The organism is Micromonospora sp. WMMD967 (assembly GCF_029626165.1).
In the GTDB taxonomy this organism is placed as follows: Bacteria; Actinomycetota; Actinomycetes; order Mycobacteriales; family Micromonosporaceae; genus Micromonospora; species Micromonospora taraxaci.
In genome coordinates, this window is the sequence record NZ_JARUBK010000001.1 from 3,674,226 (window position 1) to 3,697,807 (window position 23,582).

Genomic DNA, 23,582 nt, shown 5'->3' on the forward strand with positions numbered 1-23,582 from the left:
GATCGCGTGATCACTTTGCTGATCAAGCACGGCGGTCTGCATGACCGCGACAGACGACACGGGAGCAGGCCTTGGCCCCATCAGCACGGACGACCAGGCACATTTTCGTCACCGGGGGCGTCGCCTCCTCGCTGGGTAAGGGCCTCACCGCCTCCAGCCTCGGCAACCTGCTGACCGCGCGCGGGCTGCGCGTGGTGATGCAGAAGCTCGACCCCTACCTGAACGTCGACCCGGGGACGATGAACCCGTTCCAGCACGGTGAGGTCTTCGTCACCGAGGACGGCGCGGAGACCGACCTCGACGTCGGGCACTACGAGCGCTTCCTCGACCGGGCGTTGTCCGGCAAGGCGAACGTCACCACCGGTCAAATCTACTCCGACGTGATCGCCAAGGAGCGGCGCGGCGAGTACCTCGGCGATACCGTCCAGGTCATCCCGCACATCACCAACGAGATCAAGTCGCGGATCCTGGCGATGGCCGACCCGGACGAGGACGGTCAGCTCCCCGACGTGGTGATCACCGAGGTCGGTGGCACCGTCGGCGACATCGAGTCGCTGCCGTTTCTGGAGGCGATCCGTCAGGTCCGCCACGACCTCGGCCGGGACAACTGCTTCTACCTGCACGTCTCCCTGGTGCCGTACCTGGCGCCGTCGGGTGAGCTGAAGACCAAGCCGACCCAGCACTCGGTGGCGCAGCTGCGCAACATCGGTATCCAGCCGGACGCCATCGTGTTGCGCTGCGACCGGGAGATCCCGGAGAAGCTCAAGGAGAAGCTGTCGCTCTACTGCGACGTCGACCGCGAGGCGGTCGTCGCCGCCCCGGACGCCCCGAGCATCTACGACATCCCGAAGGTGCTGCACCGCGAGGGGCTCGACGCGTACGTGGTGCGCCGGCTCGGCCTGTCGTTCCGGGACGTGGACTGGGCCAGCTGGGACGACCTGCTGGAGCGGGTGCACAGGCCCCGGCACACGGTCACCGTCGCGGTGGTCGGCAAGTACGTCGACCTGCCGGACGCGTACCTGTCGGTGAGCGAGGCGATCCGCGCGGCCGGCTTCGGTCACCGGGCCCGGGTGCAGCTCAAGTGGGTGCCCAGCGACGAGTGCGTCACTCCGGCCGGCGCGGCTGCGGCCCTGGCCGGCGTCGACGGTGTGCTCATCCCCGGTGGCTTCGGCGTCCGCGGCATCGAGGGCAAGATCGGCGCCGCCCGGTACGCCCGGGAGAACGGCATCCCGCTGCTCGGCCTCTGCCTGGGCCTGCAGTGCATGACCATCGAGGTGGCCCGTCACCTCGCCGGCCTGGACGGCGCGAACTCGGCGGAGTTCGACGAGCAGGCCGCGCACCCGGTGATCGCCACGATGGCCGACCAGGAGGACATCGTCGCCGGCAAGGGCGACCTGGGCGGCACCATGCGGCTGGGGGCGTACCCGGCGACGCTGACCGAGGGGTCGCTCGTCGCCGAGGCGTACGGCAGCACCGAGATCAGCGAGCGGCACCGGCACCGCTACGAGGTGAACAACGCCTACCGGGACGCGCTGACGAAGGCGGGTCTGCACATCTCCGGCACCTCCCCGGACGGCCGGTTGGTCGAGTTCGTGGAGTTGGACCGCAGCCTGCACCCGTTCTTCGTGGCCACCCAGGCGCACCCGGAGCTGAAGAGCCGCCCGACCCGCCCGCACCCGCTGTTCGCGTCGTTCGTCAAGGCCGCTGTGGCGTACTCGCAGGCCGACCAGTTGCCGGTCGACCTGGACGCGGCGGCGGACGCCCCGTCGGCGCGTAAGGCCGCCCGCAACGGCGCCGCGACGAAGGCCGCTTCGGCCTCGTGAACGAGGTCAGCGAGCCGACCAGCGGGGGGCCGGCGTGAGCGGGCTGGAGCACCGCTACGAGGTGCGGTCCCGGCAGGAGCGGTACCGGGGGCGGATCTTCGACGTGGTCACCGAGGAGGTGACCATGCCCGGCGGCGGGACCGGGGTGCGTGACCTGGTGCGGCACGTCGGCGCGGTGGCCGTGGTGGCGCTCGACGACGCCGGTCAGGTGGTGCTGATCCGCCAGTACCGGCACCCGGTCGGGCGGCACCTGTGGGAGCTGCCGGCCGGGCTGATGGACGTCTCCGGTGAGGAGTTGCCGGCCGCCGCGTTGCGGGAGCTGGCCGAGGAGGCCGACCTCACCGCCGGGCGGGTCGACGTGCTGGTCGACCTGCACAGCTCGCCCGGGTTCACCAACGAGGTGGTGCGGGTGTTCCTGGCCCGCGACATCGCCGACGTGCCGGCCGACGAGCGCCACGAGCGCCACGACGAGGAGGCCGACCTCCAGGTCGTCCGGATCGACCTGGACGAGGCCGTCGCGATGGTCCTGGCCGGGGAGATCACCAACGCGTCCGCGGTGGCCGGGCTGCTCGCCGCGGCCCGCTCCCGGGACACCGGGTGGTCGACGTTGCGTCGGGCGGACGCGCCGCTGCCCCGCTGAGCAGCGCCGCCGGTTCGCACCGGTGTGGGAGTACGACGACAGGGGCCCCGCGGTCAGCCGCGGGGCCCCGGTTCGCTGTCGGTCTGGTTCAGGAGTCGCGCAGCGGACGGCCCTGTGCGTCGGTGCCGCCGTTGACCAGGATGAGGATTCCGTCGATGACGCCCCAGAGGGCGCCGAAGCCGCAGGTCACCACGCTCACGACGAGCTGGAGAACAGCGATCTTGGTGTGTCCGGTGTAGAACCGACCGGCACCGAAGGTGCCCAGCAGGATACCGAGGATGCCCGCGATGATCTTGCTCTTGTCGGAGACGCCCTGCGGGTACCCCGGCTGGGGGTACCCGGGCTGGTAAGGAGGAGTGGTCATGGGCGGACACACTAGTGATCCACTTGCCCGCTGTCCGCAGCGCCACCCGACAGATGGGACGATGATGGCCCAACACTGTCCTGACGGCTGAGGCGGCCATCCGCCGCGGAGCCCGGGCCGGTGGCCTGACAGATCGTCAGGACACTCGGGCACCGGATGTCACTGTGCTGGCTCTCGGCGGCGCGGGGCGCGCCTAGACTGCCGCCGGCGGGACCGGTGGACCGCGGTGGCAAAGGGGCCGCTGCGGCACCGAGCAGTCGGGGGAGAGCAGCCCCGAAGAGAGGTGTCTGCATCGTGAAGGTCGGAATCCCACGCGAGGTCAAGAACCACGAGTACCGCGTGGCGATCACGCCAGCGGGCGTCAACGAGTTCACCCGCAACGGCCACCAGGTCTTCGTCGAGGCCGGCGCCGGTGAGGGCTCCAGCATCACCGACGAGGAGTTCGCCGCCGCGGGCGCGAAGATCCTGGACACCGCCGACGAGGTGTGGCAGACCGCCGAGCTGGTGCTCAAGGTCAAGGAGCCGGTCGCCGAGGAGTACCACCGCATGCGCGAGGGGCAGGTGCTCTTCACCTACCTGCACCTGGCCGCCTCCAAGGAGTGCACCGACGCGCTCGTCGACCGCAAGGTCACCGGCATCGCGTACGAGACGGTGGAGCTGCCCGACCGGTCGTTGCCGCTGCTCGCCCCGATGTCCGAGGTCGCCGGCCGGCTCGCCCCGCAGGTCGGCGCGTTCTACATGATGCGTACCGGCGGAGGCCGGGGTGTGCTGCCCGGCGGTGTCTCCGGCGTGTACGCCGCCAAGACCGTCGTCATCGGCGCCGGCGTCTCCGGCCTGAACGCCGCCGCCATCGCGCTGGGCCTGCAGTCCGAGGTGCTGCTGCTGGACAAGAACGTCGCCCGGCTGCGGCAGGCCGACGCCATCTACCGCGGTCACCTGCAGACCATCGCCTCCAACGCCTACGAGGTCGAGCGGGCGGTGCTCGACGCCGACCTGGTCATCGGCGCGGTGCTGGTGCCCGGCGCGAAGGCCCCGAAGCTGATCAGCAACGAGCTGGTCTCCCGGATGAAGCCGGGCAGCGTGCTCGTCGACATCGCCATCGACCAGGGCGGTTGCTTCGAGGACTCGCGCCCCACCACGCACGCCGACCCGGTCTACAAGGTGCACGAGTCGATCTTCTACTGCGTGGCGAACATGCCCGGCGCGGTGCCGAACACCAGCACCTACGCGCTGACCAACGTCACCCTCCCGTACGCCCTGGAGTTGGCCAACCAGGGGTGGCGGCAGGCGCTGCGCAACGACCCGGCGCTGGCGCTGGGCCTGAACACCCACGACGGTCGGGTCACCTACGGCCCGGTCGCCGAGTCGCACGGCATGGACGTGCTCCCGCTGGCCGACGTGCTGGCCTGAACGGCGGCACGCTGACCGGCGACGCGGACTCCGCCGGCGTGGGCGCCCAGCCCACGCCGGCGCTGCGTCGTGCCGTGCGCGGCTACCTCGACCACCTCACCGTCGAACGTGGCCTTTCCGCGAACACGCTCACCTCGTACCGCCGGGATCTGGACCGCTACCTGGCGACCCTCGCCGACGCCGGCGTCGCCGACCTCGCGTCGGTCGACGCCGGCCTGGTCGAGTCGCACCTCGCGCGGCTGCGCGCGGGCGACGACGCCCACCCGCCCCTCGCTGTCTCGTCCGCCGCCCGCGCGGCCAGCGCCGTCCGCGGCCTGCACCGCTTCGCGATACGCGAGGGGCTGGCCGGCGCCGACCCCAGCCGCGACGTCCGCCCGCCCACCCCACCCCGCCGGCTGCCCCGGGCCCTGCCGGTCGACGACGTGGTCCGGCTGTTGGACCTCGCCGGCCCCACCACCGCGACCGGCGAGGACGCCCCCCGCGCGCTGCGGGACCGGGCGCTGCTGGAGTTCCTGTACGGCACCGGCGCGCGGATCTCCGAGGCGGTCGGCGCCGCCGTGGACGACCTCGACACCGACGAGGGCACCGTGCTGCTGCGCGGCAAGGGCGGCCGGGTGCGGTTGGTGCCGATCGGCGGGTACGCCGTCGACGCGGTCCGCGCCTACCTGGTCCGGGCCCGGCCCCTGCTCGCCGCCGCCGGCCGGGGCACCCCGGCGGTCTTCCTCAACGCCCGTGGTGGCGCACTGTCGCGCCAGGGCGCCTGGGGCATCCTGCGGCAGGCCGCCGACCGGGCCGGGCTGCCCGTCGACGGGCCCGCCGCCGTGTCCCCGCACACCCTGCGCCACTCGTACGCCACCCACCTGCTCGACGGCGGCGCCGACGTCCGGGTGGTCCAGGAGTTGCTCGGCCACGCGTCGGTGACCACCACCCAGGTCTACACGTTGGTCACCGTGGAGCGGCTGCGCGAGGTGTACGCCACCGCCCACCCGCGCGCCCGAGGCTGAACCCGGTAGCGGTCGGTGCCGACACGCCGGGCCGGTGCCGAACCCCCTGCTGGTCGGTGGCGTACAGTCGGCATCGGCGCGGACCTCCTGGGGCGACACGACCGGGGTGCGCAGCGGCGCCGCGAAGGACGTCGGACGGCTCCGACGCCGGGTGGGTCGTCGGGAGGGGGCAACGAGCACATGGCTGGCAATGGTGACCGTGCCGAGACCTGGACGTCGGAGCTCCGCGAGCAGCAGGCCACGCTCGGCGCGGATCTGGGTCCTGCGGATCCGGCTGCCTACACGATGCGCAAGCCCATCCCCGAGCCGATGCCCACCGACCGGCACGGCCCCGCGCGCATCATCGCGATGGCCAACCAGAAGGGCGGCGTCGGCAAGACCACCACCACGATCAACCTGGGCGCGGCCCTCGCGGAGTACGGCCGCAAGGTGCTGCTCGTCGACTTCGACCCGCAGGGCGCCCTCTCGGTCGGGTTGGGTGTCAACCCGCACAACCTCGACCTCTCCGTCTACAACCTGCTCATGCAGGACGACGTGACCGCCGAGGACGTCCTGATCAAGACCGACGTGGCGGGCCTGCACCTGCTGCCGGCCAACATCGACCTCTCCGCCGCCGAGATCCAGCTCGTCAACGAGGTGGCCCGGGAGATGGCCCTCGCCCGGGTCCTGCGCTCGGTGCGCAAGGAGTACGACTACATCCTGATCGACTGCCAGCCGTCACTCGGCCTGCTGGCGATCAACGCGTTGACCGTCGCGCACGGTGTGCTCATCCCCCTCGAATGCGAGTTCTTCAGCCTGCGCGGTGTGGCACTGCTGCTGGACACCATCGACAAGGTGCGCGAGCGGCTCAACTTCGACCTGGAGCTGGAAGGCATCCTCGCCACCATGTACGACAGCCGCACCACGCACTGCCGTCAGGTGTTGCAGCGGGTGGTCGAGGCGTTCGGCGACAAGGTCTACCAGACGGTCATCACCAAGACGGTGAAGTTCCCGGAGTCCACCGTGGCCGGTGCTCCCATCACGACGATGGACCCGGCGTCCTCCGGGGCACGTAACTACCGTCAGCTGGCCCGCGAGGTGATCGCCGCCCAGTCGGAGCGGTAGCCGGAACGCCCGGTGCCGCTCTCGTGGACTACGGTCGTCCGGTGACCGCGCCACCAGTTGACCCGCCCGAGGCCGCCGCAGCGGCAGTGGTCGACGGTGTGCCGCCCGCCGACCCCGCCGCCTCCGGGTTCACAGTGCGGCTGGCCAACTTCACCGGCCCGTTCGACCTGCTGCTGCAACTGATCGGCAAGCACAAGCTCGACGTCACCGAGGTGGCCCTGCACACGGTCACCGACGAGTTCATCGCCTACATCCGGGCCATGGGCGACGACTGGGACCTGGACGAGGCCAGCGAGTTCCTCCTCATCGCCGCGACCCTGCTCGACCTGAAGGCGGCCCGGCTGCTGCCCTCCGCCGAGGTGGAGGACGAGGCGGACCTCGCCCTGCTGGAGGCCCGGGACCTGCTCTTCGCCCGGCTGTTGCAGTACAAGGCGTACAAGGAGGCGGCGGCGCACATCGCCGAGCTGGAGGCCGTCGGCGGCCGGCGGTACCCGCGAGCGGTCAGCCTGGAACCCCGCTACGCGGAGGCGCTGCCCGACCTGGTGCTCGGCATCGGCCCGCAACGACTGCTGAAACTGGCAGTGAAGGCGATGACCCCGAAGCCGGTGCCCGAGGTGTCCATCGCCCACGTGCACATGGTCCGGGTCAGTGTCCGCGAACACGCCGCGATCCTCACCGCCCGGCTGCGCCGGGCCGGCACTGCCACGTTCTCGCTGCTCTGCGCCGACTGCGAGGCGACCCTGGAGGTGGTGGCGCGGTTCCTGGCGCTGCTGGAGCTGTACCGGGAGGGTCTGGTGTCCTTCGTCCAGGAGCAGGCCCTGGAGGAGCTGACGGTGCGCTGGACCGGCCCGGCCGACGGGGACACCGAACTGCACGTCGACGAGTACGCCGGCACCCCGGCCGACCCGGAGCCACCGGCGGCGCTCCCGGAGGGCCGCGACCCGGTGGGTTCGGAGGTGCCCGAGCCGGTGGCGTCGGAGCCGACCGACCCGGTGAGGTCGGAGTCGCCCGCGCCGGTGGGGGAGGCCGGCGGGCCGGACGGGACGGGAACCACGGAGGATGAGCGGGATGAGTGACGAGCAACGCCGGGACTCGCTGGCCGACCAGGCCGCCGCCTGGGTCCCCCCGTGGGAACGCCCCCGGCAGCCCGCGCCCTCGGCAGGCGCCCCCGAGGCCCCTGACCCTGAGCCCACCGTCTCCGAGGCTGCCGACCCGGAAGCCACCGGTTCCGAGGCCCCTGCCCTTGAGGCTGGCGGTTCCGAGTCTGCTGACCTCGCGCCCGCTGACCTCGAGCCCGCCGGTTCCGAGGTCCCTGCCCTTGAGGCCACCGCGCCCGAGGCCACCGCAGCCCCGACGTGCGCCTCGGCCGCCCCGGCACCCGATGTGACCGACATCGCCGCCGAGCCGGCCACGCCGCCCGGGGCGGGCCAGATCGCCCCGGATCCGGTCGCGGCACGGGAGGCGGGCGGGGCTCGGGACGTACCCCCTCGGCAGGCATCCGGGCGACGGCGGGTGACGGCCGCGCCGGAGCCCGCACCGGAGCTGCCCGACGCCGAGCTGCGCGGCGCCCTGGAGGCGATCCTGCTGGTGGTCGACGAGCCGGTCAGCGAGCTGGTGCTGGCCCAGGTGCTGGAGCAACCGGCCGAGCGGATCGGCCCGATGCTCGACGACATCGCCGCCGGGTACACCGCCGCCGGGCACGGGTTCGAGCTGCGCCGGGCGGCCGGCGGGTGGCGGCTCTACACCCGGCCGGAATACGCTACGTACGTCGAGCGGTTCGTTCTGGACGGGCAGTCCGTACGGCTGACCCAGGCGGCGTTGGAGACGCTCGCCGTGGTCGCCTACAAGCAGCCGGTGACCCGTTCGCGAATCTCAGCCATCCGGGGTGTGAACTGCGACGGGGTCATCCGTACGCTGGTCACTCGCGGCCTCGTCGAGGAGTGTGGCACCGAAACGGACAGCGGGGCGTTCCTGTACAAGACCACCACGCTGTTCCTGGAGAAGCTCGGGCTGAACACCGTTCACGAGCTGCCGCCCCTCGCACCCTTCCTGCCCGACGACGTAGAAGAGCTTGCTGATGCGACCCGATAACCGTGCCCCCAAACCCGACGCCCCCGTCTTCGAGGGGGCGGAGCGCCTGCAGAAGGTGCTCGCCGCCGCCGGCGTGGGTTCCCGGCGTGCCTGCGAAGATCTGATCTTCCGCCGCCGGGTGACAGTGGACGGGCGGGTCGCCAAGCTCGGCGACAAGGTCGACCCGGCCACCGCCGTGATCCACGTGGACGGCGAGCGCCTCCAGGTCGACGTCCGGCTGGTCTACGTGGCGATGAACAAGCCGCGGGGCGTGGTGACCTCCATGGCGGACGACAAGGGGCGCAACGAGCTGGCCGAGTTCATCGGCAACCGGGTGGAGCAGCGGGTCTACCACGTGGGGCGCCTCGACGCGGACAGTGAGGGCCTGCTGCTGCTCACCAACGACGGCACCCTCGCGCACAAGCTCATGCACCCCTCGTACGAGGTGCTGAAGACCTACCTCGCCGAGGTGGTCGGGCCGATCCCGCGCAACCTGAGCAAGCGGCTGTTGGCCGGCGTCGAGCTGGAGGACGGGCCGGTCAAGGTCGACTCGTTCAAGGTGGTGGACACGCTGGGTAAAACCGCCCAGGTGGAGCTGAGCCTGCACGAGGGGCGCAAGCACATCGTCCGACGGCTGATGGAGGAGGTCGGACACCCGGTGACCCGGCTGGTGCGTACCTCGATCGGTCCGATCCGGCTCGGTGAACTGCGCACCGGGCGGATCCGGCGGCTGACCAACGCGGAGGTCGCCGCCCTGTTCAGCGCGGTGGGTGACTGACCCCCGGTTCCGGGGTACGGCTGCCGGTAGGCTCCACCGACGGCCGGACGACGGCCGCTGGAGGTGGCGTGGGTCGCCTCCGGTGGCGTCGCGTGCGGGTCCGCCGAAGGACCCGGGCATGATTGATGACGATTGACGAACCGCTTGCGGCGCCGAATCACCGGGCGATCCGTGAGGTACGGGCTGAGGAGGACACGGTGGAGGAAAACGTACGGGCCGAGCGATGTGTGGTCGCTGTGGACGGGCCGTCCGGTTCGGGTAAGTCGACCGTGTCGCGGCGCCTCGCCGCCGGCATCGGTGCGCGCTACCTGGACACCGGGGCGATGTACCGGGCGATCACGTGGGCCGTGCTGCGCTCCGGCGTGGACCTCACCGACGCCGCGTCGGTGGCCAAGGTCGCCGGCGAGGTCGACCTGCGCATCGGCACCGACCCCCAGGGGTACGCCGTGACCGTCGACGGGGTCGGCGTCGACGCCGACATCCGGGGCGCCGAGGTAACCGGGGCGGTCTCCGCCGTCGCCGCCGTGCCGGCCGTCCGTGAGCTGCTCGTCGCCCGGCAACGCGAGATGATCGCCAACGCTGGTCGGATGGTGGTCGAGGGCCGGGACATCGGCTCGGTCGTGGCACCGGACGCCGACCTGAAGGTCTTCCTGACCGCCTCCGAAGCGGCCCGCGCCGCCCGGCGTAGCGCCGAGGACGCCGCGGACGTGGCGGCCACCGCCGCCGACCTGGCCCGACGGGACCGGCTCGACTCGACCCGCAAGGTCAACCCGTTGGCGCAGGCACCCGACGCCGTGGTGCTCGACACCACGGAGCTGGGCATCGACGAGGTCGTGACGCGACTGCGCGAGATGCTCACCGAGCGGGGTGTGGTTGTTTCCCATGACGCTTCGGAGCGCAGCGGAGGAGCGGCATGAGTAGCGATTCAGGTGGGTGGGTCGAGCTGCGGGAGCCCGACGTCGCCGTCGAGGAACCGAGTGGCCCGCAGCCGGTGGTGGCCGTGGTCGGTCGCCCCAACGTGGGTAAGTCCACTCTGGTCAACCGGATCATCGGCCGCCGGCAGGCGGTCGTCGAGGACGTCCCGGGCGTGACCCGGGACCGGGTGCCGTACGACGCGCAGTGGAACGGCCGGGCGTTCACAGTGGTGGACACCGGCGGTTGGGAGCCGGACGCGAAGGACCGCGCCGCGGCCATCGCGGCGCAGGCCGAGACGGCGGTCGTCACCGCCGACGTGGTCCTCTTCGTGGTCGACGCGATGGTGGGCTCCACCGACGTGGACGAGGCTGCCGTGAAGATGCTGCGGCGTAGCGCCAAGCCGGTGATCCTGGTGGCCAACAAGGCCGACAACAACTCCATCGAGATGGAGGCCACCTCGCTGTGGTCCCTTGGTCTCGGTGAGCCGTTCCCGGTGTCCGCGCTGCACGGGCGTGGCTCCGGTGACCTGCTGGACGCCATCCTCGCCGCGCTGCCGGAAGCGCCGACGATCGTGGAGAACCGTCCGCGTGGGCCGCGCCGGGTGGCGCTGGTCGGCCGGCCGAACGTGGGCAAGTCCAGCCTGCTCAACCGGTTCTCCGGCGAGGATCGGGCGGTCGTCGACTCGGTAGCGGGCACCACTGTGGACCCGGTGGACAGCCTGGTCGACATCGGCGGTCAGACCTGGCAGCTGGTCGACACTGCCGGCCTTCGGAAGCGGGTCGGTAAGGCCAGCGGCACCGAGTACTACGCCAGCCTCCGCACCGCCGGCGCGATCGAGGCCGCCGAGGTGGCCGTCGTGCTGCTGGACGCCAGCGAGCCGATCAGCGAGCAGGACCAGCGGATCCTGACGATGGTCACCGAGGCCGGCCGGGCGCTGGTCATCGCGTTCAACAAGTGGGACCTGGTCGACGCCGACCGCCGGTACTACCTGGACAAGGAAATCGACCGGGAGCTGCGCCGCATCCCCTGGGCGATCCGCCTGAACCTGTCCGCGATGACCGGCCGTGCGGTGGACAAGCTGGCCCCGGCCCTGAACAAGGCCCTGGCCAGCTGGGAAACCCGGGTGCCGACCGCGCACCTCAACCAGTGGCTGACCGCGCTGGTGCAGGCCACCCCGCACCCCGTGCGTGGTGGACGGGCGCCGCGGATCCTGTTCGCGACGCAGGCCGGCGTGGCACCGCCACGGTTCGTGCTGTTCACGACCGGCCCGCTGGACGCCGGGTACCAGCGCTTCGTCGAGCGCAAGCTCCGCGAGGAATTCGGGTACGAGGGCAGCCCGATCGAGATCTCGGTCCGCCCGAGGAAGAAGCTCGGCCCGGGCGGTCGAGGCAAGGCACACGGCTGACGCGTCTGCCGTTCTGCTCGAAGAATGCCGGATGGGCGAGCTGCCCATCCGGCATTTCTCGCACCCACCCTCCTAGGACGCTTTAGGGGGTGTGGGGGTGGTCGCTCACGGCGGCCCGGTCGCTGCGTGGCGCGGGTGGGGCCTGTGCGAAAGGGTCGCGGCTGCTGCGCTAAGCTGTACCGGCTGTCGCAGTGGGAAACCACGCGAGGGCGGGACGTGGCGCAGCTTGGTAGCGCACTTGACTGGGGGTCAAGGGGTCGTCGGTTCGAATCCGGCCGTCCCGACAGCGAGAGGGTTTCCACAGGTCAGAGCCTGTGGAAGCCCTCTTTTTCGTGTTCACGGTGGTTCGTCGAGGTCGAGCACGCCGCTTATCGACCCCTTGACTCGACGGGTGACCGACATGGCTCTACTGGACCTCACCAAGCTCACGACCGACCTGTCCTCGATCTGGGCGGGATACCTGCGCGACTGGGACCGGACGCTGCGAGCGGGTAACTACCCGGAGACGACCCGGTACAACTACCTCCTCGCCGCGGCGCAGTTGGCCCGCTACCTGGCCGAGCACTCGCCGGACCCTGATGCCGCCGACGCCGCGGAGGACCCCACCGAGGTGACGCGGGGGCACGCGGAGGCTTTCCAGGCGTGGATGATCGAGACCCGGTCCGCGTCGACTGCGCTGAACAAGCACAAAGGTCTGCAGCAGTTTTTCAAGTGGTTGCTGGCCGAGGAGGACATCGACCGATCTCCAATGGACCGGGTCCGCCAGCCCAAGACGCCACAGAAATTGATCCCGATCATCCGGGACGAGGACACGAAGAAGCTCCTCGACGCCTGCAAGGGCAGAACCTTTCCGCACCTGCGCGACGAGGCGATCATTCGTCTGTACTACAACACCGGGGCGCGGCTGTCGGAGGTCGGCAACCTGCTGCTCGACGACGTCGACCTGAACACGGAGTCGGTGCACTACCACGGCAAGGGTGCCAAGGACCGCCGGGTTCGATTCGGGCCGAAGACGGCCCGGGCCATCAGCCGCTACCTCCGGGCGCGCGGCAAGCACAAGGGTTCGGAGCTGCCGGATCTGTGGCTCGCCGACCGCGGCGGCCGGAGGTTGGCGGCCAACGGCATCAAGATTCGTCTCAAGCGGTTGGGCCTCGCCGCCGGCGTTGCGAACGTGCACGCCCACCGCTGGCGGCACAACTTCGCCCACGAGTGGAAGCGTGCCGGCGGGAACACGGGCGACCTGATGCTGCTGTTGGGCTGGACCTCTGAGGACATGCCCCGGCACTACGGCGCCAGCGCGGCGGCCGAACGCGCCCAGGAGATCCAGGTGCAACTGGGCATCGGGGAAGGGGTGTAGACGTGGGCAACGCGGTCGGCCGGGCCGAGCGCCGGCTTGGCCGACCGCGTTGCTTTCGTCGTTGATCGGCAGACCCAAGTCGAGTCAGGCTGGGTTCGGCGCACTGGCTCCGGTGCAGATTCCGGTACGTCTTGTCGTGCAGAGCTGCATCGGGGTGGCTGGAGCTCCCACTGATCGCCTGATCGGCATTCGTGATGCGTGGAGGACCGGCGGACGCTCCGATTGGCGACGTCGCGTAACGGATGGCGTGCCAGCGACGCGCGGCTCGGCGTTCAGATCTGCCGGTGATCACCGATTCGAAACGGGGAGCCGCTCCTCGCTGGCTCGTGCGGGGGATGACAAGGGTTCCTGTGCGCGCATAACCTGCACTCGATGATCCGACCCGCGTTCCTGGACGCCGCCGCGACTGCCCTGGCCCTGTTGCGCAATCCGATACTGGCCGAGCGATGGTCCTCGCCCAGCGCACTGCCGGACTTCTCCACCGGTGGCCTCGCCCGTCATCTGGCCAACCAGGTCACTCAGACCGTGACGTTCCTCGCCGCGCCGCCGGGAGGCTCGGCGATCTCGGTGCTGGAGCACTTCACCGGCAACGCCTGGGTGACCTCAGGCGTGGACAGTGCCGACAACATCGACATCCGGCGCCGCAGTGAGCAGACAGCTGCAGCGACGAACCCCAGGGAGCTGGCGGACGCGGTCGATGCGGCATTGACCGACCTGGGTGCCATGGTGACAGCCCAGCCGCCCGACCGCATCGTGGACCTCGGCAACTGGGGCCTAAAGGTCGACGACTTCCTGCTGACCCGGGTCATGGAGCTGGTCGTGCACACCGACGACCTGGCAGTCAGCCTCGGCTTGCCGACCCCACCGATGCCGCAGACAGCGACTGAAGCGACAATCCAGCTGCTGTGCAGCCTCGCGGCCTGGCGACACGGTTCCCTGAACGTGATACGCGCGCTAGCTCGGCAAGAACGAGCCCCCACCTCCATCTCCGCCCTCTAGCTGGTCGAGCGCTCGCTCTGCACTGTCCTCATCTGCCGCTGTCGCGCGTTGGTAGCGCCTGGCGCCGCGCGCTGTAGCCGATGTCAGTGCACTCGATCACGTTGAGATGAATACACAGGATTAGGCATTTCACTCAAAATAGAAGCTGCATAATTAGGGAAGCGGATAATCCGGAACTACCGATTGGTGACACTCGATCGAGCAGCCGCAAATGCTAACAACCGGCGGCCAGCGGAAACGTTGCGTGGTCAAGCGACGTAGAACCCGGCGGCAAATCCTCGGAGGACCATCGAGTTGACTGAGCTGACGGCGCCAACTCTGGGAGGTAGTTGACCCAGTCGGCCGCCATGGCAAGGAGCCACACTTCCGCCGCGTTGCTGCCAGTGGGAACTCTGCTGGCCCACCTGTCATTTGAAGCTCTCTCGACCGTAACGAAATATATGCGACTGGTCCCGTGGTCCCGGTGTCCCACGACGTATACCCATCCGGTCTTCGGGACACCGCCCTCGATGTAAATCTTTGCCAAAGCGCAGGCCGGCAAGGGTTCATGCGGTTCCAGAAACTGCCCGTCGGCAATGGGGCTCCTCACCTGTTCAGGTTCGACTTGTGCGTCACTCGCCGGCAGAGAGTCGAGGTCGCTTCCGAACTTTTGTTTTATCCCGACCCCTATAGCTGCGCCCGAGATCAACAATATCGTCACCACAAAAGTCACTCGCCGCCTAGAGTCAGTGAACCCCTTTCGCAGAAGGCCCACGACGCACAAGACTGCCGAAACGGCGCCGACGCAAACGAGCGCGATGTCGAGGGTGAGGGAGGCGAACTGACCCACGTTCGCCACAAGACCGAGTGCCCCAGCGCCGGCGCCCGTGGTGCTTGCGCCAATAACCAGCTTGAACGAGTATGGATCAACTCTCTCATTGATCGGCGTTAGCTCGACATCCTCTTTGTCGTCCATTTATGCCTTCGGTCTGACGTTGGTGGCGGGCCGAGTGGCCGCGAGCTGGTATCGAGATACCGGAAAGGGGCGCACATTGCAAACCGGCATACGGATCCCTTTCCGACATTAGTGTCGGACCACAGCTTACTAAGGACAGGCAAGGCCGCAATCGTGCGTTATCGCTGACGACAGCCACGGCGAAATCTCCGCTGGTCGTGGCCGTTCTCGAATGGCGTCGACGCCGACATCAGATCAAACCTGCCCCTACCGGCAGCACAAGGCTGCCACCCCTGACATCGCTGTTGGCATTGTGAGGCACCTTGTCTCAACTCCAGCCGTACTGTCAGCTTGTTGCCAGCATCGCTTGATCAGGTGCCCGCTCATGCCGCTGACCGCGCGCGGCGGCCTACAGGTAACGGGTGGACGTCGCGTGGTTCGGCAACACAGACTGAGTCGTGACCTCTCGGGATATTCCGCTGCCGCTGGGCGAGGTCGGCTGGCTGTTCCCCGCCCTGGCGGATCGGACGGAACACGACCGCGTTCGTCAGCTTCTGCAGTCTGCCGACGAGACCCTCTTCCGGCTTGGACAGCGGCTGGGTGCACGATCCGACGCCCAGCTTTGGGGCGTAACCCTGAACCGCTTCCGCTATCAGCGGCTCGGGCCCGAACCGGAGTTCCCGGTCACGATACTGGCGGGCGAAGGGGGATCGAATCAGATCTGGGTAGATGTCCTCTGCGCCCCGGCAGGCAGCATGCCCTACCACCGACCCGGACCGCCATGGCAGGTGCACACCACGATTTTCCTCAGCTGCGACTCCGACCCCACCGGCTGCGGCGGCCACCAGGTCGACGCCCAGACCTGTCCGCCGGTCGAGACCCCGCTCGGTGCCGCCACCGAGGTGCACGCGGCAACCGAATGGCTACTACAACGACTCGCCAACGAAAGCGAGGACTCCCTCCGAAAACACGATCCGAACCGCGGTCACCCACCCGCACCCCGACGCCACGACTGACACGAACCGCACATCACCCACCGGCCTGCCGACGGTGGGTCAGCGAATGCGGCGGCCCATAGGGCAAAGCCGGTGCTCACTGAGCGCGACGCCACCCACCGCCGCCGCCGCCAATTGCTCGTGTTATGGACCTACGTCAGAGGCGAATGGCCGGTACACGATTGCCGGCTGGCCGCCGTACCTGGTCGACGATGCCGCCGCGGACACCGAGGCTGCCTCGCGCGGCACGGTAGAAGCCGTCACGAGTCTCATCGGCCTGCCGAACCAGTTCCGTAAGGTTGTCGGGCGGGTCCGGTAAGGAACGCGCGGCCTGCTCCAAGGCCCGCACCTCGTGACGCCATGCGGAGGCTGCCCCTACGGTGACCTCATCACCGAGCAGCAGAACCGCCTCCCATGTCAGCGTGTGCCGCACATCCGCCTGAGCCAACCGCACCAACCCCTCCTCGCGGTCAAGTGCGGGGGTACGGGCGCCGGGCCGGTGGGCGCTGAGCATTCCCAGCGCCAGCAAGTGGATCTCCTTCACGGCACGGGTGAAATCGGCGTAGGCGTCCAGCCGCCGCTCGTCCCATCGCACCATTTGACTGCGCCGCCACCGAGCCCGCTCGGCCACTGTCGTGGCAATGATCGTGCCGACAGTGCCGACCACCACGCCGATCAGCGCCGCTACCTGCGGCATCATCGTCTCCAGCAGTCTCATCGACGTCCCCTCGCCGTGGTTGGACCCAGCCCGTCAGCCATGTTTGCCCTACCGTCAGTTGCCATTCCGGCGGCGCCGGCCGCGCTGCCGGTGGCATCCACGCCGGCCGACTGACGAATCCGGTGACAGCAGACCCCTGTTTGTTGGTGGGATTGTCTCTGTTGAAGGGACCGTCGTGGTGGACTGGCTTCGCCGGCGAGCCGCAGGAGCCCTTTGCCATGCCGATCCTTGTACGTCACGGCGTACCTGCCTATGGACTCGGATCTGTACGCCGACGGCGGGACTTTCGGGACAGTTCCGCCAGCTGCAACATGTACGCCGTCCTGGCGTGTCGTGCCATCTCGGCGCGTACATCTGGATCGAGCAGGCCCTCGGGGTCGACCTGTCGCTCGAAGCGATCGAGGAAGCCCTGCGTCCCCGCTGTCGTGCGAGCGCGGCGGTCGGTCGTTTTGGCCCAGGATGCGTGGGCCGCTATGCGTGCCCGGCGTCGGCGCTGCTCCGGTGTCAGCCCTGTCGACCCGGCTGTCGGTTCGTCGGGTTCAGACACGCTCACCGATCCCGACACGGGATTGGCTTTCCTGGGCGCGTTCGGCGGCTGCGCTTGCTCCGTAGTGCCGGGGCATGTCGTCTGAGGTCCAACCGAGCAACAGCATCAGGTCGCCCGTGTCGCCGCCGGCGCGCTTCCACTCGTGGGCGAAGTTGTGACGCCAACGGTGGGCGTGGACGTTCGCGACGCCAGCGCGCCGGCCGCGACGTTTCAGCATGAGCTTGATGCCGTTGGCCGCAAGTGCCCGTGTGCCTCGGTCCGCTAGCCAAAGCTCGGCAAGGAGTGACCCTTTGTGCTGGGACCGCGTTCGGAGGTAGCGGCTCATGGCCCGAGCGGTCTTGGGTCCCAGCCGTACCCGGCGGTCCTTGGCGCCCTTGCCGTGGTAGCGGACGGTGTCCGTGTCGGCGAGGCTGACATCGTCAACATGAAGGTTGGCGACCTCGGACAGCCGCGCACCCGTGTTGTACAGCAGGCGGATGATCGCCTCGTCTCGGCGGTCGACGAACGCTCTGCCGCGACACGTGTCCAGGATGCGTCGCGTGTCGTCGTCCCGCATGATCGGGATCAGCTTCTGCGGCGTCTTGGGCTGCCGAACGCGCTCCATCGGCGATCGATCGATTTCCTCCTCGTCGAGCGCGAGCCATTTGAAGAACTGCTGCAGAGCTTTGTGCTTGTTCAGGGCGGTTGCGGGTGAGCGTGTCTCCACCATCCACGCCTGGAACTTTTCTACATGAGCCCGGGCCACGGCAGTGGGATCGTGTGCTGCCTCCGACGTCTCAGGTGCGGACTCCGCACGATCCTGCAGGTAGCGGGCCAGCTGTGCCGCGGCGAGCAGATAGTTGTAGCGGGTCGTCTCCGGATAGTTCCCGGACCGCAATGACCGATGCCAGTCCTCCAGGAAGCCGCGCCAGGGAGTGGGCAGGCCAGCGAGCATCTTTCCTGCGTCTATTGGCATGGGGTGACGCTCCAGGTCGAGTATTCGTCGAGGACCGGCCGCAGGGTGCCGATGAGCCCGTCGCGGTGGTTGAGCAACCGACCCGCCGGTGCACGCGTGGCTGCGCTGTGGCCGGTCACCATGTGCCCTGTCCATCTCTGGCCCGCCGGGGGACGCGGTCAGCGGCTTCGGCTCGGGTACGCCAGTCCTCAGTGGTGACCTGCCAGCGAGTGCGGGTTGCGTCACCGGTGGCGCGCGGCGCGCGGTGCCGGCTGGGCCGATTCCGCCCGCGTGTGGGAAGGGCTTCGGCGATGACCTTCCAACCCGCGGCCCGTAGGCCGGCGGCGGGCCTGTCGATGCGGATGTAGGTGATCATGCGCTGGTAGCCCATGCGTCGAGCGACTCGCCATGCGGCGGCAAGCAGGATCGAGCACGCGTTGCGTGGCCCGTCGGTCGCCAGGCGGGTGACTTCGGCGGTCAGGCCGTCGTCGTGGTGGCGGGCGTCGGGACGGCCGACCATTGCGACTCCGATCAGGTTGCCGGCCTGGTTGGTCAGTCCGAGGGAAAATGTGTGTCCCTGCGGTCGTTCGAGCTGCTGGTGGTGGGCGCTGATGTAGGCGCACGCCTGTCGGTAGCTGATCGGCCGTACCCGCGGACGGGCTGGGCGGCGACGCGACGGGCGGTGGTGGGCGGCAGTCTCCGGCTGGTCAGTCACGGCGGCCTGCTCGTACGACGAAGGCCAGCAGGTGCAGGGCAGTCGGCGAGCCGTGCCGACTGGGCGCCGACGGTTCGGAGTCTGCGTTGTCTGCCGTGAGGCCTACCGGTGAGGTTATCGCGAGGACGTGCTGGAGGTAGTTCATCCCACCCGCGTGAGCCCCGGGGACACGCCCGGCCAGGTGCACGACCTCGGTGGGCGCCGGTTGGGTCGGACGCTGCTCGACGATGAGGACCGCGAAGCCGTCCGGGGTGATGACCGGCCGGAGGGCCTGGAAGAGGTCGGCCACCACACTGTCGACCGGCCTGGGTCGCGCGAGCGGCTGAGGTCGCGGCCAGCGCAGTACGACCAGGCCGACCTGCTCCACGGTGTCGAGACCGGCCAGGCCCGCAGCATGGGTGACCGGGCGGTAGGCGCGGCCCGCGGCAATGCACTCGTCGCCCACGGTCGGGTCGCCATCGAAGTCGACCACGGTCGCGCCGCGCCGGCTGTAGACGGCGATGATCCGACGCGCCAGCAGGCGGCGAAACGTGGACTCGCTGATCTCGCCAAGGGCGCCGCTGCGCCACACCGAGATCCAGATCGGCGAGCCACCGACGATGACGTCGACGTGAAGGAAGTCGCGGTGGTGGCCGAAGGTGGAGCTGTCGGCGTATGGGTCAGGTCTGCCGTCTCGGGACGATGGGTCCGGCCCGCTGGGATTCTCGGGTGTCGCGGAGGATCTGGTCATCGGTGGGTGGCTTCCACACCGGCTGGCCCGTGCTCACAACCACCAAGAGCGGTCGTGACGGTGGGTTTTGCTGGGGGAGCAGCGCGTTGGCTACCCAACCGTTGGCCAACGGTTGGCCAACCTCCGGTCCGGCGGTGGTGTCGGACTGTGCGGCGGGTTGCCGACGAGTCTGGCGTGGATGGCGACCGTCGGATCACCTGCACGAGGTGTCGCGCCGGCTCAGCTGGTAACACAGGGTGGCGGGATCTTGACGCGTTGCGCTAGCGTCTCACCTGCAACGCGGCCGTTTGGTTGGCGGCCATGCGGTGGAGGAGCGCCGCCTCGCGGATCCAGCGCCACAAGAGACGGAAGGGCATGAACTGGTGTCTGAGATCGAAGCAGCGACTGCCCCGCCGTCCGGGACGTTGGCAAAATTTTGAATGAGATCGGCGGCGCCGTCGGTGCTGGCCGCGCAACGACGTCTCCACCGAGATGAGCAAGGCCAACCAAGGTGCGAGGCTGAGAACATCAGACGTGCGGCTCCGGTCCGGCTCGAGCCGGACCGGAGCCGCAACGCGTAGCTAGTCGACGAGGTTCGGGGAGTGCCGTGCGTACGGGTAAGGGTCGTCGATCGGGGCTGAAGTTCGCGGTCGCCGTGTCTATGGTCGGCGCGGTGGTCGGGTCCGGGGTGGTGGGCGTGCCAACCCCAGCGTCGGCGGCCGACACGGTGCGCGGTCTGCAGTGGTATATCGACGCGCTGCAGATTCCGCAGGCCCACGAGATCACCAAGGGACGTGGGGTGACGATCGCTGTCATCGACAGCGGTGTCGACGCGACGCACCCGGCGCTCGCCGGCCAACTGACCGGCCGCCCCGGTGCCGCCCCAGCGGGATCTCCGCAAGGCCAGATCGACCGGGATAAGGAGGCGGGACACGGCACGTCGATGGCTGGCCTGATCGTCGGGCGGGGCGGCGACCGGAACCGGCAGCTGGGGATCGCACCGGAGGCGAAGGTCCTGCCGATCGCGCTGAGTGGCAGCGAGGGCGACGGCAACGACGCTGAGGTGGCGCGGGGCATCCGCTGGGCCACCGATGCCGGAGCCGACGTGATCAGCCTGTCCATCGGCTTCGAGCAGCCCGCCAGCATCCGGATCGTCGAGGCGGTCCAGTACGCCCTGACCAAGAACGTCGTGCTGGTCGCCGCAACCGGTGAGGGCGGGCGGACGGTCAACTCTCCGGCGAACGCGCCCGGCGTGATTGCGGTCAATGCGACAACCAGGTCGGGCGACCTCTCCCGCTACTCGGTCGGCGGCTCCGAGGTGGCCCTCGCCGCCCCGGGTGACGACATCATCGCTCCCGTGCCGACGGTGGTCGAGGGCAACGGTTACGCCGTTGCCTCGGGCACTAGTCAGGCGACCGCCATCACGGCCGGGGTGGTCGCCCTGGTGCGATCACGCTACCCGGACCTGGACGCGGCGAACGTGATCAATCGCCTGATCCGTACGGCCCGGGACGTGGGGGTGCCGGGTCGGGATCCGGAGTTCGGCTTCGGCGCGGTGGACGTGCTTGCGGCGCTGCAGCGGCCGGTGTCAGCCGTAGACGTCAACCCGCTGCTGGCTGCCGGCGCGCAGCCGGACGGAGCGACGGCCTCCCCCACAGGCGGGCAGACTGAAGGGCCGGCTGTCGCCATCAAGGTTAAGAACAAGACCGGCATCATGGTCGCGGGCGTGCTGTGCCTGACCGTCGTCATCGGCGCGGTGGTGCTGGCCGTAGTCGTCGCCCGCCGTCGGCGCCGTCGCACCGCGCCGCCGGTCGGACCCGGACCGGGCAGAGCGCTGGTGGGTGGTCCGGAGTTCCCGCCGCCCGGGTACGGCCACCCGGCCGTCCCGCCGCCCCCGCGGTCGGATGCGCAGCATCCTCATCCACATCAGCCAAGGCCGCAGCCCGTACCCCCATTCCCTCCGCCCGCGGCGCTACCGGGTCAGCCCGGTGGATCGGGGCAGCCCGGGACCGCACCGCCCCAGGGCTTGGGCGGCCCGCACCAGCGCTGATACATCACTGACCGATCAACGGGGAGGACGGAGATGAGCGACGAGGGCAACAGCCCACCGCAGGTGGAGGCCTGGATGCGGGTGCCGCCCGGCGTCGCTGATGCGATGCCGGCGGGCAGCCCGTTGCGGCCTATTGCCACGGTGGCTGCGCACGGGCCGTCCGTTGGGTTCCGCCAGGATGACGTCCGCGCCGGCGCAGGATCGGCGCCGTCGCAGCTCGTGGGTGGGCCCGGTCAGCGCGACGTTACCGAGTGGGAGGCGGACCGTCTGGAAGCGGCCGCCGACAACATCGAGCGGCATGCAAGCTACTTGCGCCGGCTCGCCGTCGACATGGAGGAGATCAAGGACCTGCTCGGCGGCGAAGCGGCGCTGGCCAGCCCGGGCGGCGCGCTGGGCGGCTTTCCCAAAGGGCTGAGCCTGGCCGCGGCGCACAATGCTCTGCACCGGACGACCTCGGAGTCGCTGACGAAGCTCTCCGACGACATGTACCGGGCGGCCGATGCGCTGCGCGAGGTCAAGCGCAAGTACGACACCGCCGAATACGCGAACAAGATGTCAGCGCAGGAGATGCAGCGGGCCTTAAAGGCCGGCGGCCCCAGTGCGGGCGCCAGCGCGGAAGGGGTCTGACGTGAGCGCTCTGAGCTGGGAGGACATGGCGCGGCAGGTGCTGGTCGCAGGCCGGCCGGCCGATATCACCAGCGCTGCATTGGGCTGGCAGGCGCTGCTGGGCAACGTCGAGGAGGTGAAGCGGCTGGTGGACGCCGACGTCCACGATCTCGGCGAGAGCTGGAAGGGCCCGGCGTATGACGCGTTCCGCACGCACATGGAAGGGCTGATCAAGCAGGCCGAAACGATTGTGGACGGCGCCCGGGAGTCGGGCAGCGGTCAGCACAGCATCGTGACCGTCCTGCAAACCGCGGCGCAGGATCTGGAGCGTGCGCAGAACGCGATGCCGGTCCCACAGGGGTGCGTGGGCGACCTGGCGGCGGCCCGCAATGGTGCCATCGTCATCGAGACAGGGCTGTTCGAGGCGAGCATCCGGGCCGACTTCGCGGGTAGTTGGCCGATGGAGAAGCTCGGCCAGCTCAACGACCGGATCGGCGAATTCTTCAACAACAACACCGAGGACGCGCGCAAAGCCTACGACCAGGTCAGCAACGACTACGCAGCCCGGGAGCGGGAGACCCCCGGAGGTGCTCTGTCGGAGAAGCGCACAGGCAGCGGCCCGAGCGGGGTGGACCTGGAAGGTCCGACGGGCACCGGCGGTGCCGGCCAGGCGGCCAGCCTCGGTGGAGGGCCTTCAACCGGCGGTCTCGGCAGTGAACCTTCTCTGGGAACCGGCCACGTCAGCTCCGGCGGGGCAGGCTTCGGCTCGGCCAGCCACCCGGATCTCTCCTCCGGCACCGGCGGCTACGACGCCAACACCCCAACCGGCAGCGGCGCGTCCTCGGGCGTCGGTAACGACCTCGGTGACGGCGTTCTGGCCGGCGAGTACAGCAGCGGCTTGGCCGGGGCAGGCGCAGGGGGGACCCTCACCGGCGTGAACTCCGGGTTCGGTGCCGGCGGTGGCGTGCCCAGCGCGACTGGCCTGGGCGCTGGGGGCGGTGGTCTTGGTGGCACGGCAGGCCTGGGCGGGGCCGGCGTCCCCATTCCGGGCGGTGGTTCCCTGGGCCGCCCGGTCAGCCTCGGCATGCCCCCGATGATGGGTGGCGCGGCTGGTACCGGTGGGGCCGGACGCGGTGCCAATGGTCCGTCCAGCAGGGGCGGTGCGGCGATGGCGCCTGGCATGGTCGGCGCGGGTGGCCGGGGTGGGTCCGGCAGCTCGGGCGCGCGTGCTGCCGGCGGTGGCGTCCGGGGCGGCCTGACTGGGACGAACGGCGGGGCTGACGACGGCAACGAAGAGTCCCAACACGGCACCTGGCTCAGGGAAGACGACGACGTATGGGGCGCGGACGACGACGGCACGGACGGCGTGTTGCGCTGAGGCTCGCCATCGACCAGCGCTCCGCACGTTGACGGCAGCGGTCGTCCCTGGGGTCGTGCCCGACAAATGATCGCGGCAGACTCATCCGGAGAACAGGGATAGCGACGTGCCGCCAGGTCAGCCCAAC

Annotated in this window: 22 protein-coding genes and 1 tRNA gene; 17 read left to right on the forward strand and 6 right to left on the reverse strand. The window is 69.7% G+C overall.

Going from position 1 to position 23,582, the window contains the following annotated elements:
• Positions 1 to 71 precede the first annotated feature (71 nt).
• Together O7631_RS17130 and O7631_RS17135 are read left to right on the forward strand one after the other, a co-directional pair.
• Positions 72 to 1,823 (forward strand): CTP synthase, encoded by a 1,752-nt coding sequence (locus O7631_RS17130; protein ID WP_278145094.1) that lies wholly within the window; start codon positions 72 to 74, stop codon positions 1,821 to 1,823.
• A 34-nt stretch (positions 1,824 to 1,857) separates the two neighbouring features.
• Positions 1,858 to 2,463, forward strand: a complete 606-nt coding sequence (locus O7631_RS17135; protein ID WP_278145095.1) for an NUDIX hydrolase — start codon at positions 1,858 to 1,860, stop codon at positions 2,461 to 2,463.
• Positions 2,464 to 2,551: 88 nt separating this feature from the next.
• Here O7631_RS17135 and O7631_RS17140 read toward each other — a convergent pair whose 3' ends face one another.
• The gene (locus O7631_RS17140; protein ID WP_088990245.1) at positions 2,552 to 2,827 is read right to left on the reverse strand and encodes a TM2 domain-containing protein; all 276 of its coding nucleotides are present in this window, start codon (positions 2,825 to 2,827) and stop codon (positions 2,552 to 2,554) included.
• 294 nt (positions 2,828 to 3,121) lie between these two features.
• Here O7631_RS17140 and ald point away from each other — a divergent pair, with 294 nt between their 5' ends.
• From ald to O7631_RS17195, 11 genes are all read left to right on the forward strand, one after another.
• Positions 3,122 to 4,237: an alanine dehydrogenase gene (ald, locus tag O7631_RS17145; RefSeq protein WP_269679801.1), complete on the forward strand. Its 1,116-nt coding sequence runs from the start codon at positions 3,122 to 3,124 to the stop codon at positions 4,235 to 4,237.
• A gap of 38 nt (positions 4,238 to 4,275) precedes the next feature.
• A complete protein-coding gene (locus tag O7631_RS17150) occupies positions 4,276 to 5,241 on the forward strand; it encodes a site-specific tyrosine recombinase XerD (protein ID WP_278145096.1) in 966 nt (321 codons plus the stop codon).
• A gap of 180 nt (positions 5,242 to 5,421) precedes the next feature.
• On the forward strand, positions 5,422 to 6,345 hold the full coding sequence (locus O7631_RS17155) for a ParA family protein (protein WP_088990243.1): 924 nt from the start codon (positions 5,422 to 5,424) through the stop codon (positions 6,343 to 6,345).
• Positions 6,346 to 6,368: 23 nt separating this feature from the next.
• A complete protein-coding gene (locus O7631_RS17160) occupies positions 6,369 to 7,421 on the forward strand; it encodes a segregation/condensation protein A (protein ID WP_278145097.1) in 1,053 nt (350 codons plus the stop codon).
• Positions 7,414 to 8,436, forward strand: a complete 1,023-nt coding sequence (scpB, locus tag O7631_RS17165) for an SMC-Scp complex subunit ScpB (protein ID WP_278145098.1) — start codon at positions 7,414 to 7,416, stop codon at positions 8,434 to 8,436. Before O7631_RS17160 ends, scpB begins: the two co-directional genes overlap by 8 nt.
• Positions 8,423 to 9,193, forward strand: coding sequence for a pseudouridine synthase (locus O7631_RS17170; RefSeq protein WP_269679797.1), 771 nt, complete (start codon positions 8,423 to 8,425; stop codon positions 9,191 to 9,193). Before scpB ends, O7631_RS17170 begins: the two co-directional genes overlap by 14 nt.
• Positions 9,194 to 9,390: 197 nt before the next feature.
• Entirely contained in the window at positions 9,391 to 10,110 is a 720-nt protein-coding gene (gene cmk, locus O7631_RS17175) for a (d)CMP kinase (protein WP_278145099.1), read from the forward strand.
• Positions 10,107 to 11,513 (forward strand): ribosome biogenesis GTPase Der, encoded by a 1,407-nt coding sequence (gene der / locus O7631_RS17180; protein WP_278145100.1) that lies wholly within the window; start codon positions 10,107 to 10,109, stop codon positions 11,511 to 11,513. The genes cmk and der overlap by 4 nt, the downstream gene beginning before the upstream one ends.
• A gap of 210 nt (positions 11,514 to 11,723) precedes the next feature.
• Positions 11,724 to 11,797 (forward strand) — tRNA-Pro (locus O7631_RS17185).
• Between the two features lie 116 nt (positions 11,798 to 11,913).
• The gene (locus O7631_RS17190; protein ID WP_278145101.1) at positions 11,914 to 12,870 is read left to right on the forward strand and encodes a tyrosine-type recombinase/integrase; all 957 of its coding nucleotides are present in this window, start codon (positions 11,914 to 11,916) and stop codon (positions 12,868 to 12,870) included.
• 372 nt (positions 12,871 to 13,242) lie between these two features.
• Complete coding sequence (locus tag O7631_RS17195) at positions 13,243 to 13,869, forward strand: maleylpyruvate isomerase N-terminal domain-containing protein (protein WP_278145102.1); 627 nt, start codon at positions 13,243 to 13,245, stop codon at positions 13,867 to 13,869.
• A 214-nt stretch (positions 13,870 to 14,083) separates the two neighbouring features.
• Here the strand turns inward: O7631_RS17195 and O7631_RS17200 are convergent, their stop codons facing one another.
• Complete coding sequence (locus O7631_RS17200) at positions 14,084 to 14,824, reverse strand: hypothetical protein (protein WP_278145103.1); 741 nt, start codon at positions 14,822 to 14,824, stop codon at positions 14,084 to 14,086.
• Positions 14,825 to 15,261: 437 nt separating this feature from the next.
• On the opposite strand from O7631_RS17200, the gene O7631_RS17205 reads away from it, so the two are divergent.
• Entirely contained in the window at positions 15,262 to 15,819 is a 558-nt protein-coding gene (locus tag O7631_RS17205; protein ID WP_278145104.1) for a hypothetical protein, read from the forward strand.
• Positions 15,820 to 15,955: 136 nt separating this feature from the next.
• Here the strand turns inward: O7631_RS17205 and O7631_RS17210 are convergent, their stop codons facing one another.
• The 4 genes from O7631_RS17210 to O7631_RS17225 form a co-directional block, all read right to left on the reverse strand.
• Complete coding sequence (locus O7631_RS17210) at positions 15,956 to 16,516, reverse strand: hypothetical protein (RefSeq protein ID WP_278145105.1); 561 nt, start codon at positions 16,514 to 16,516, stop codon at positions 15,956 to 15,958.
• Positions 16,517 to 17,055: 539 nt separating this feature from the next.
• A complete protein-coding gene (locus O7631_RS17215) occupies positions 17,056 to 18,018 on the reverse strand; it encodes a tyrosine-type recombinase/integrase (RefSeq protein WP_278145106.1) in 963 nt (320 codons plus the stop codon).
• Between the two features lie 115 nt (positions 18,019 to 18,133).
• A complete protein-coding gene (locus O7631_RS17220) occupies positions 18,134 to 18,712 on the reverse strand; it encodes an XF1762 family protein (protein ID WP_347403511.1) in 579 nt (192 codons plus the stop codon).
• Positions 18,705 to 19,442, reverse strand: coding sequence for a hypothetical protein (locus tag O7631_RS17225; RefSeq protein WP_278145108.1), 738 nt, complete (start codon positions 19,440 to 19,442; stop codon positions 18,705 to 18,707). Before O7631_RS17225 ends, O7631_RS17220 begins: the two co-directional genes overlap by 8 nt.
• Before the next feature lie 676 nt (positions 19,443 to 20,118).
• Here O7631_RS17225 and O7631_RS17230 point away from each other — a divergent pair.
• The 3 genes from O7631_RS17230 to O7631_RS17240 are packed head-to-tail and all read left to right on the forward strand — an operon-like array spanning position 20,119 to position 23,455.
• Positions 20,119 to 21,471 carry a S8 family serine peptidase gene (locus O7631_RS17230; protein WP_278145109.1) on the forward strand — a complete coding sequence of 451 codons (1,353 nt, stop codon included), beginning with the start codon at positions 20,119 to 20,121 and terminating at the stop codon, positions 21,469 to 21,471.
• A 33-nt stretch (positions 21,472 to 21,504) separates the two neighbouring features.
• On the forward strand, positions 21,505 to 22,098 hold the full coding sequence (locus tag O7631_RS17235) for a hypothetical protein (RefSeq protein WP_278145110.1): 594 nt from the start codon (positions 21,505 to 21,507) through the stop codon (positions 22,096 to 22,098).
• Between the two features lies 1 nt (position 22,099).
• Positions 22,100 to 23,455 carry a hypothetical protein gene (locus O7631_RS17240; RefSeq protein WP_278145111.1) on the forward strand — a complete coding sequence of 452 codons (1,356 nt, stop codon included), beginning with the start codon at positions 22,100 to 22,102 and terminating at the stop codon, positions 23,453 to 23,455.
• Positions 23,456 to 23,582 lie beyond the last annotated feature (127 nt).

What these genes read in the sequence shown, in the direction of transcription:
- O7631_RS17140 (WP_088990245.1), bottom strand. Translation starts at nt 2,827, where the DNA reads ATGACCACTCCTCCTTACCAGCCCGGGTACCCCCAGCCGGGGTACCCG.
- O7631_RS17155 (WP_088990243.1), top strand. Translation starts at nt 5,422, where the DNA reads ATGGCTGGCAATGGTGACCGTGCCGAGACCTGGACGTCGGAGCTCCGC.
- scpB (WP_278145098.1), top strand. Translation starts at nt 7,414, where the DNA reads ATGAGTGACGAGCAACGCCGGGACTCGCTGGCCGACCAGGCCGCCGCC.
- O7631_RS17170 (WP_269679797.1), top strand. Translation starts at nt 8,423, where the DNA reads ATGCGACCCGATAACCGTGCCCCCAAACCCGACGCCCCCGTCTTCGAG.
- der (WP_278145100.1), top strand. Translation starts at nt 10,107, where the DNA reads ATGAGTAGCGATTCAGGTGGGTGGGTCGAGCTGCGGGAGCCCGACGTC.
- O7631_RS17190 (WP_278145101.1), top strand. Translation starts at nt 11,914, where the DNA reads ATGGCTCTACTGGACCTCACCAAGCTCACGACCGACCTGTCCTCGATC.
- O7631_RS17195 (WP_278145102.1), top strand. Translation starts at nt 13,243, where the DNA reads ATGATCCGACCCGCGTTCCTGGACGCCGCCGCGACTGCCCTGGCCCTG.
- O7631_RS17200 (WP_278145103.1), bottom strand. Translation starts at nt 14,824, where the DNA reads ATGGACGACAAAGAGGATGTCGAGCTAACGCCGATCAATGAGAGAGTT.
- O7631_RS17210 (WP_278145105.1), bottom strand. Translation starts at nt 16,516, where the DNA reads ATGAGACTGCTGGAGACGATGATGCCGCAGGTAGCGGCGCTGATCGGC.
- O7631_RS17215 (WP_278145106.1), bottom strand. Translation starts at nt 18,018, where the DNA reads ATGCCAATAGACGCAGGAAAGATGCTCGCTGGCCTGCCCACTCCCTGG.
- O7631_RS17225 (WP_278145108.1), bottom strand. Translation starts at nt 19,442, where the DNA reads ATGACCAGATCCTCCGCGACACCCGAGAATCCCAGCGGGCCGGACCCA.
- O7631_RS17235 (WP_278145110.1), top strand. Translation starts at nt 21,505, where the DNA reads ATGAGCGACGAGGGCAACAGCCCACCGCAGGTGGAGGCCTGGATGCGG.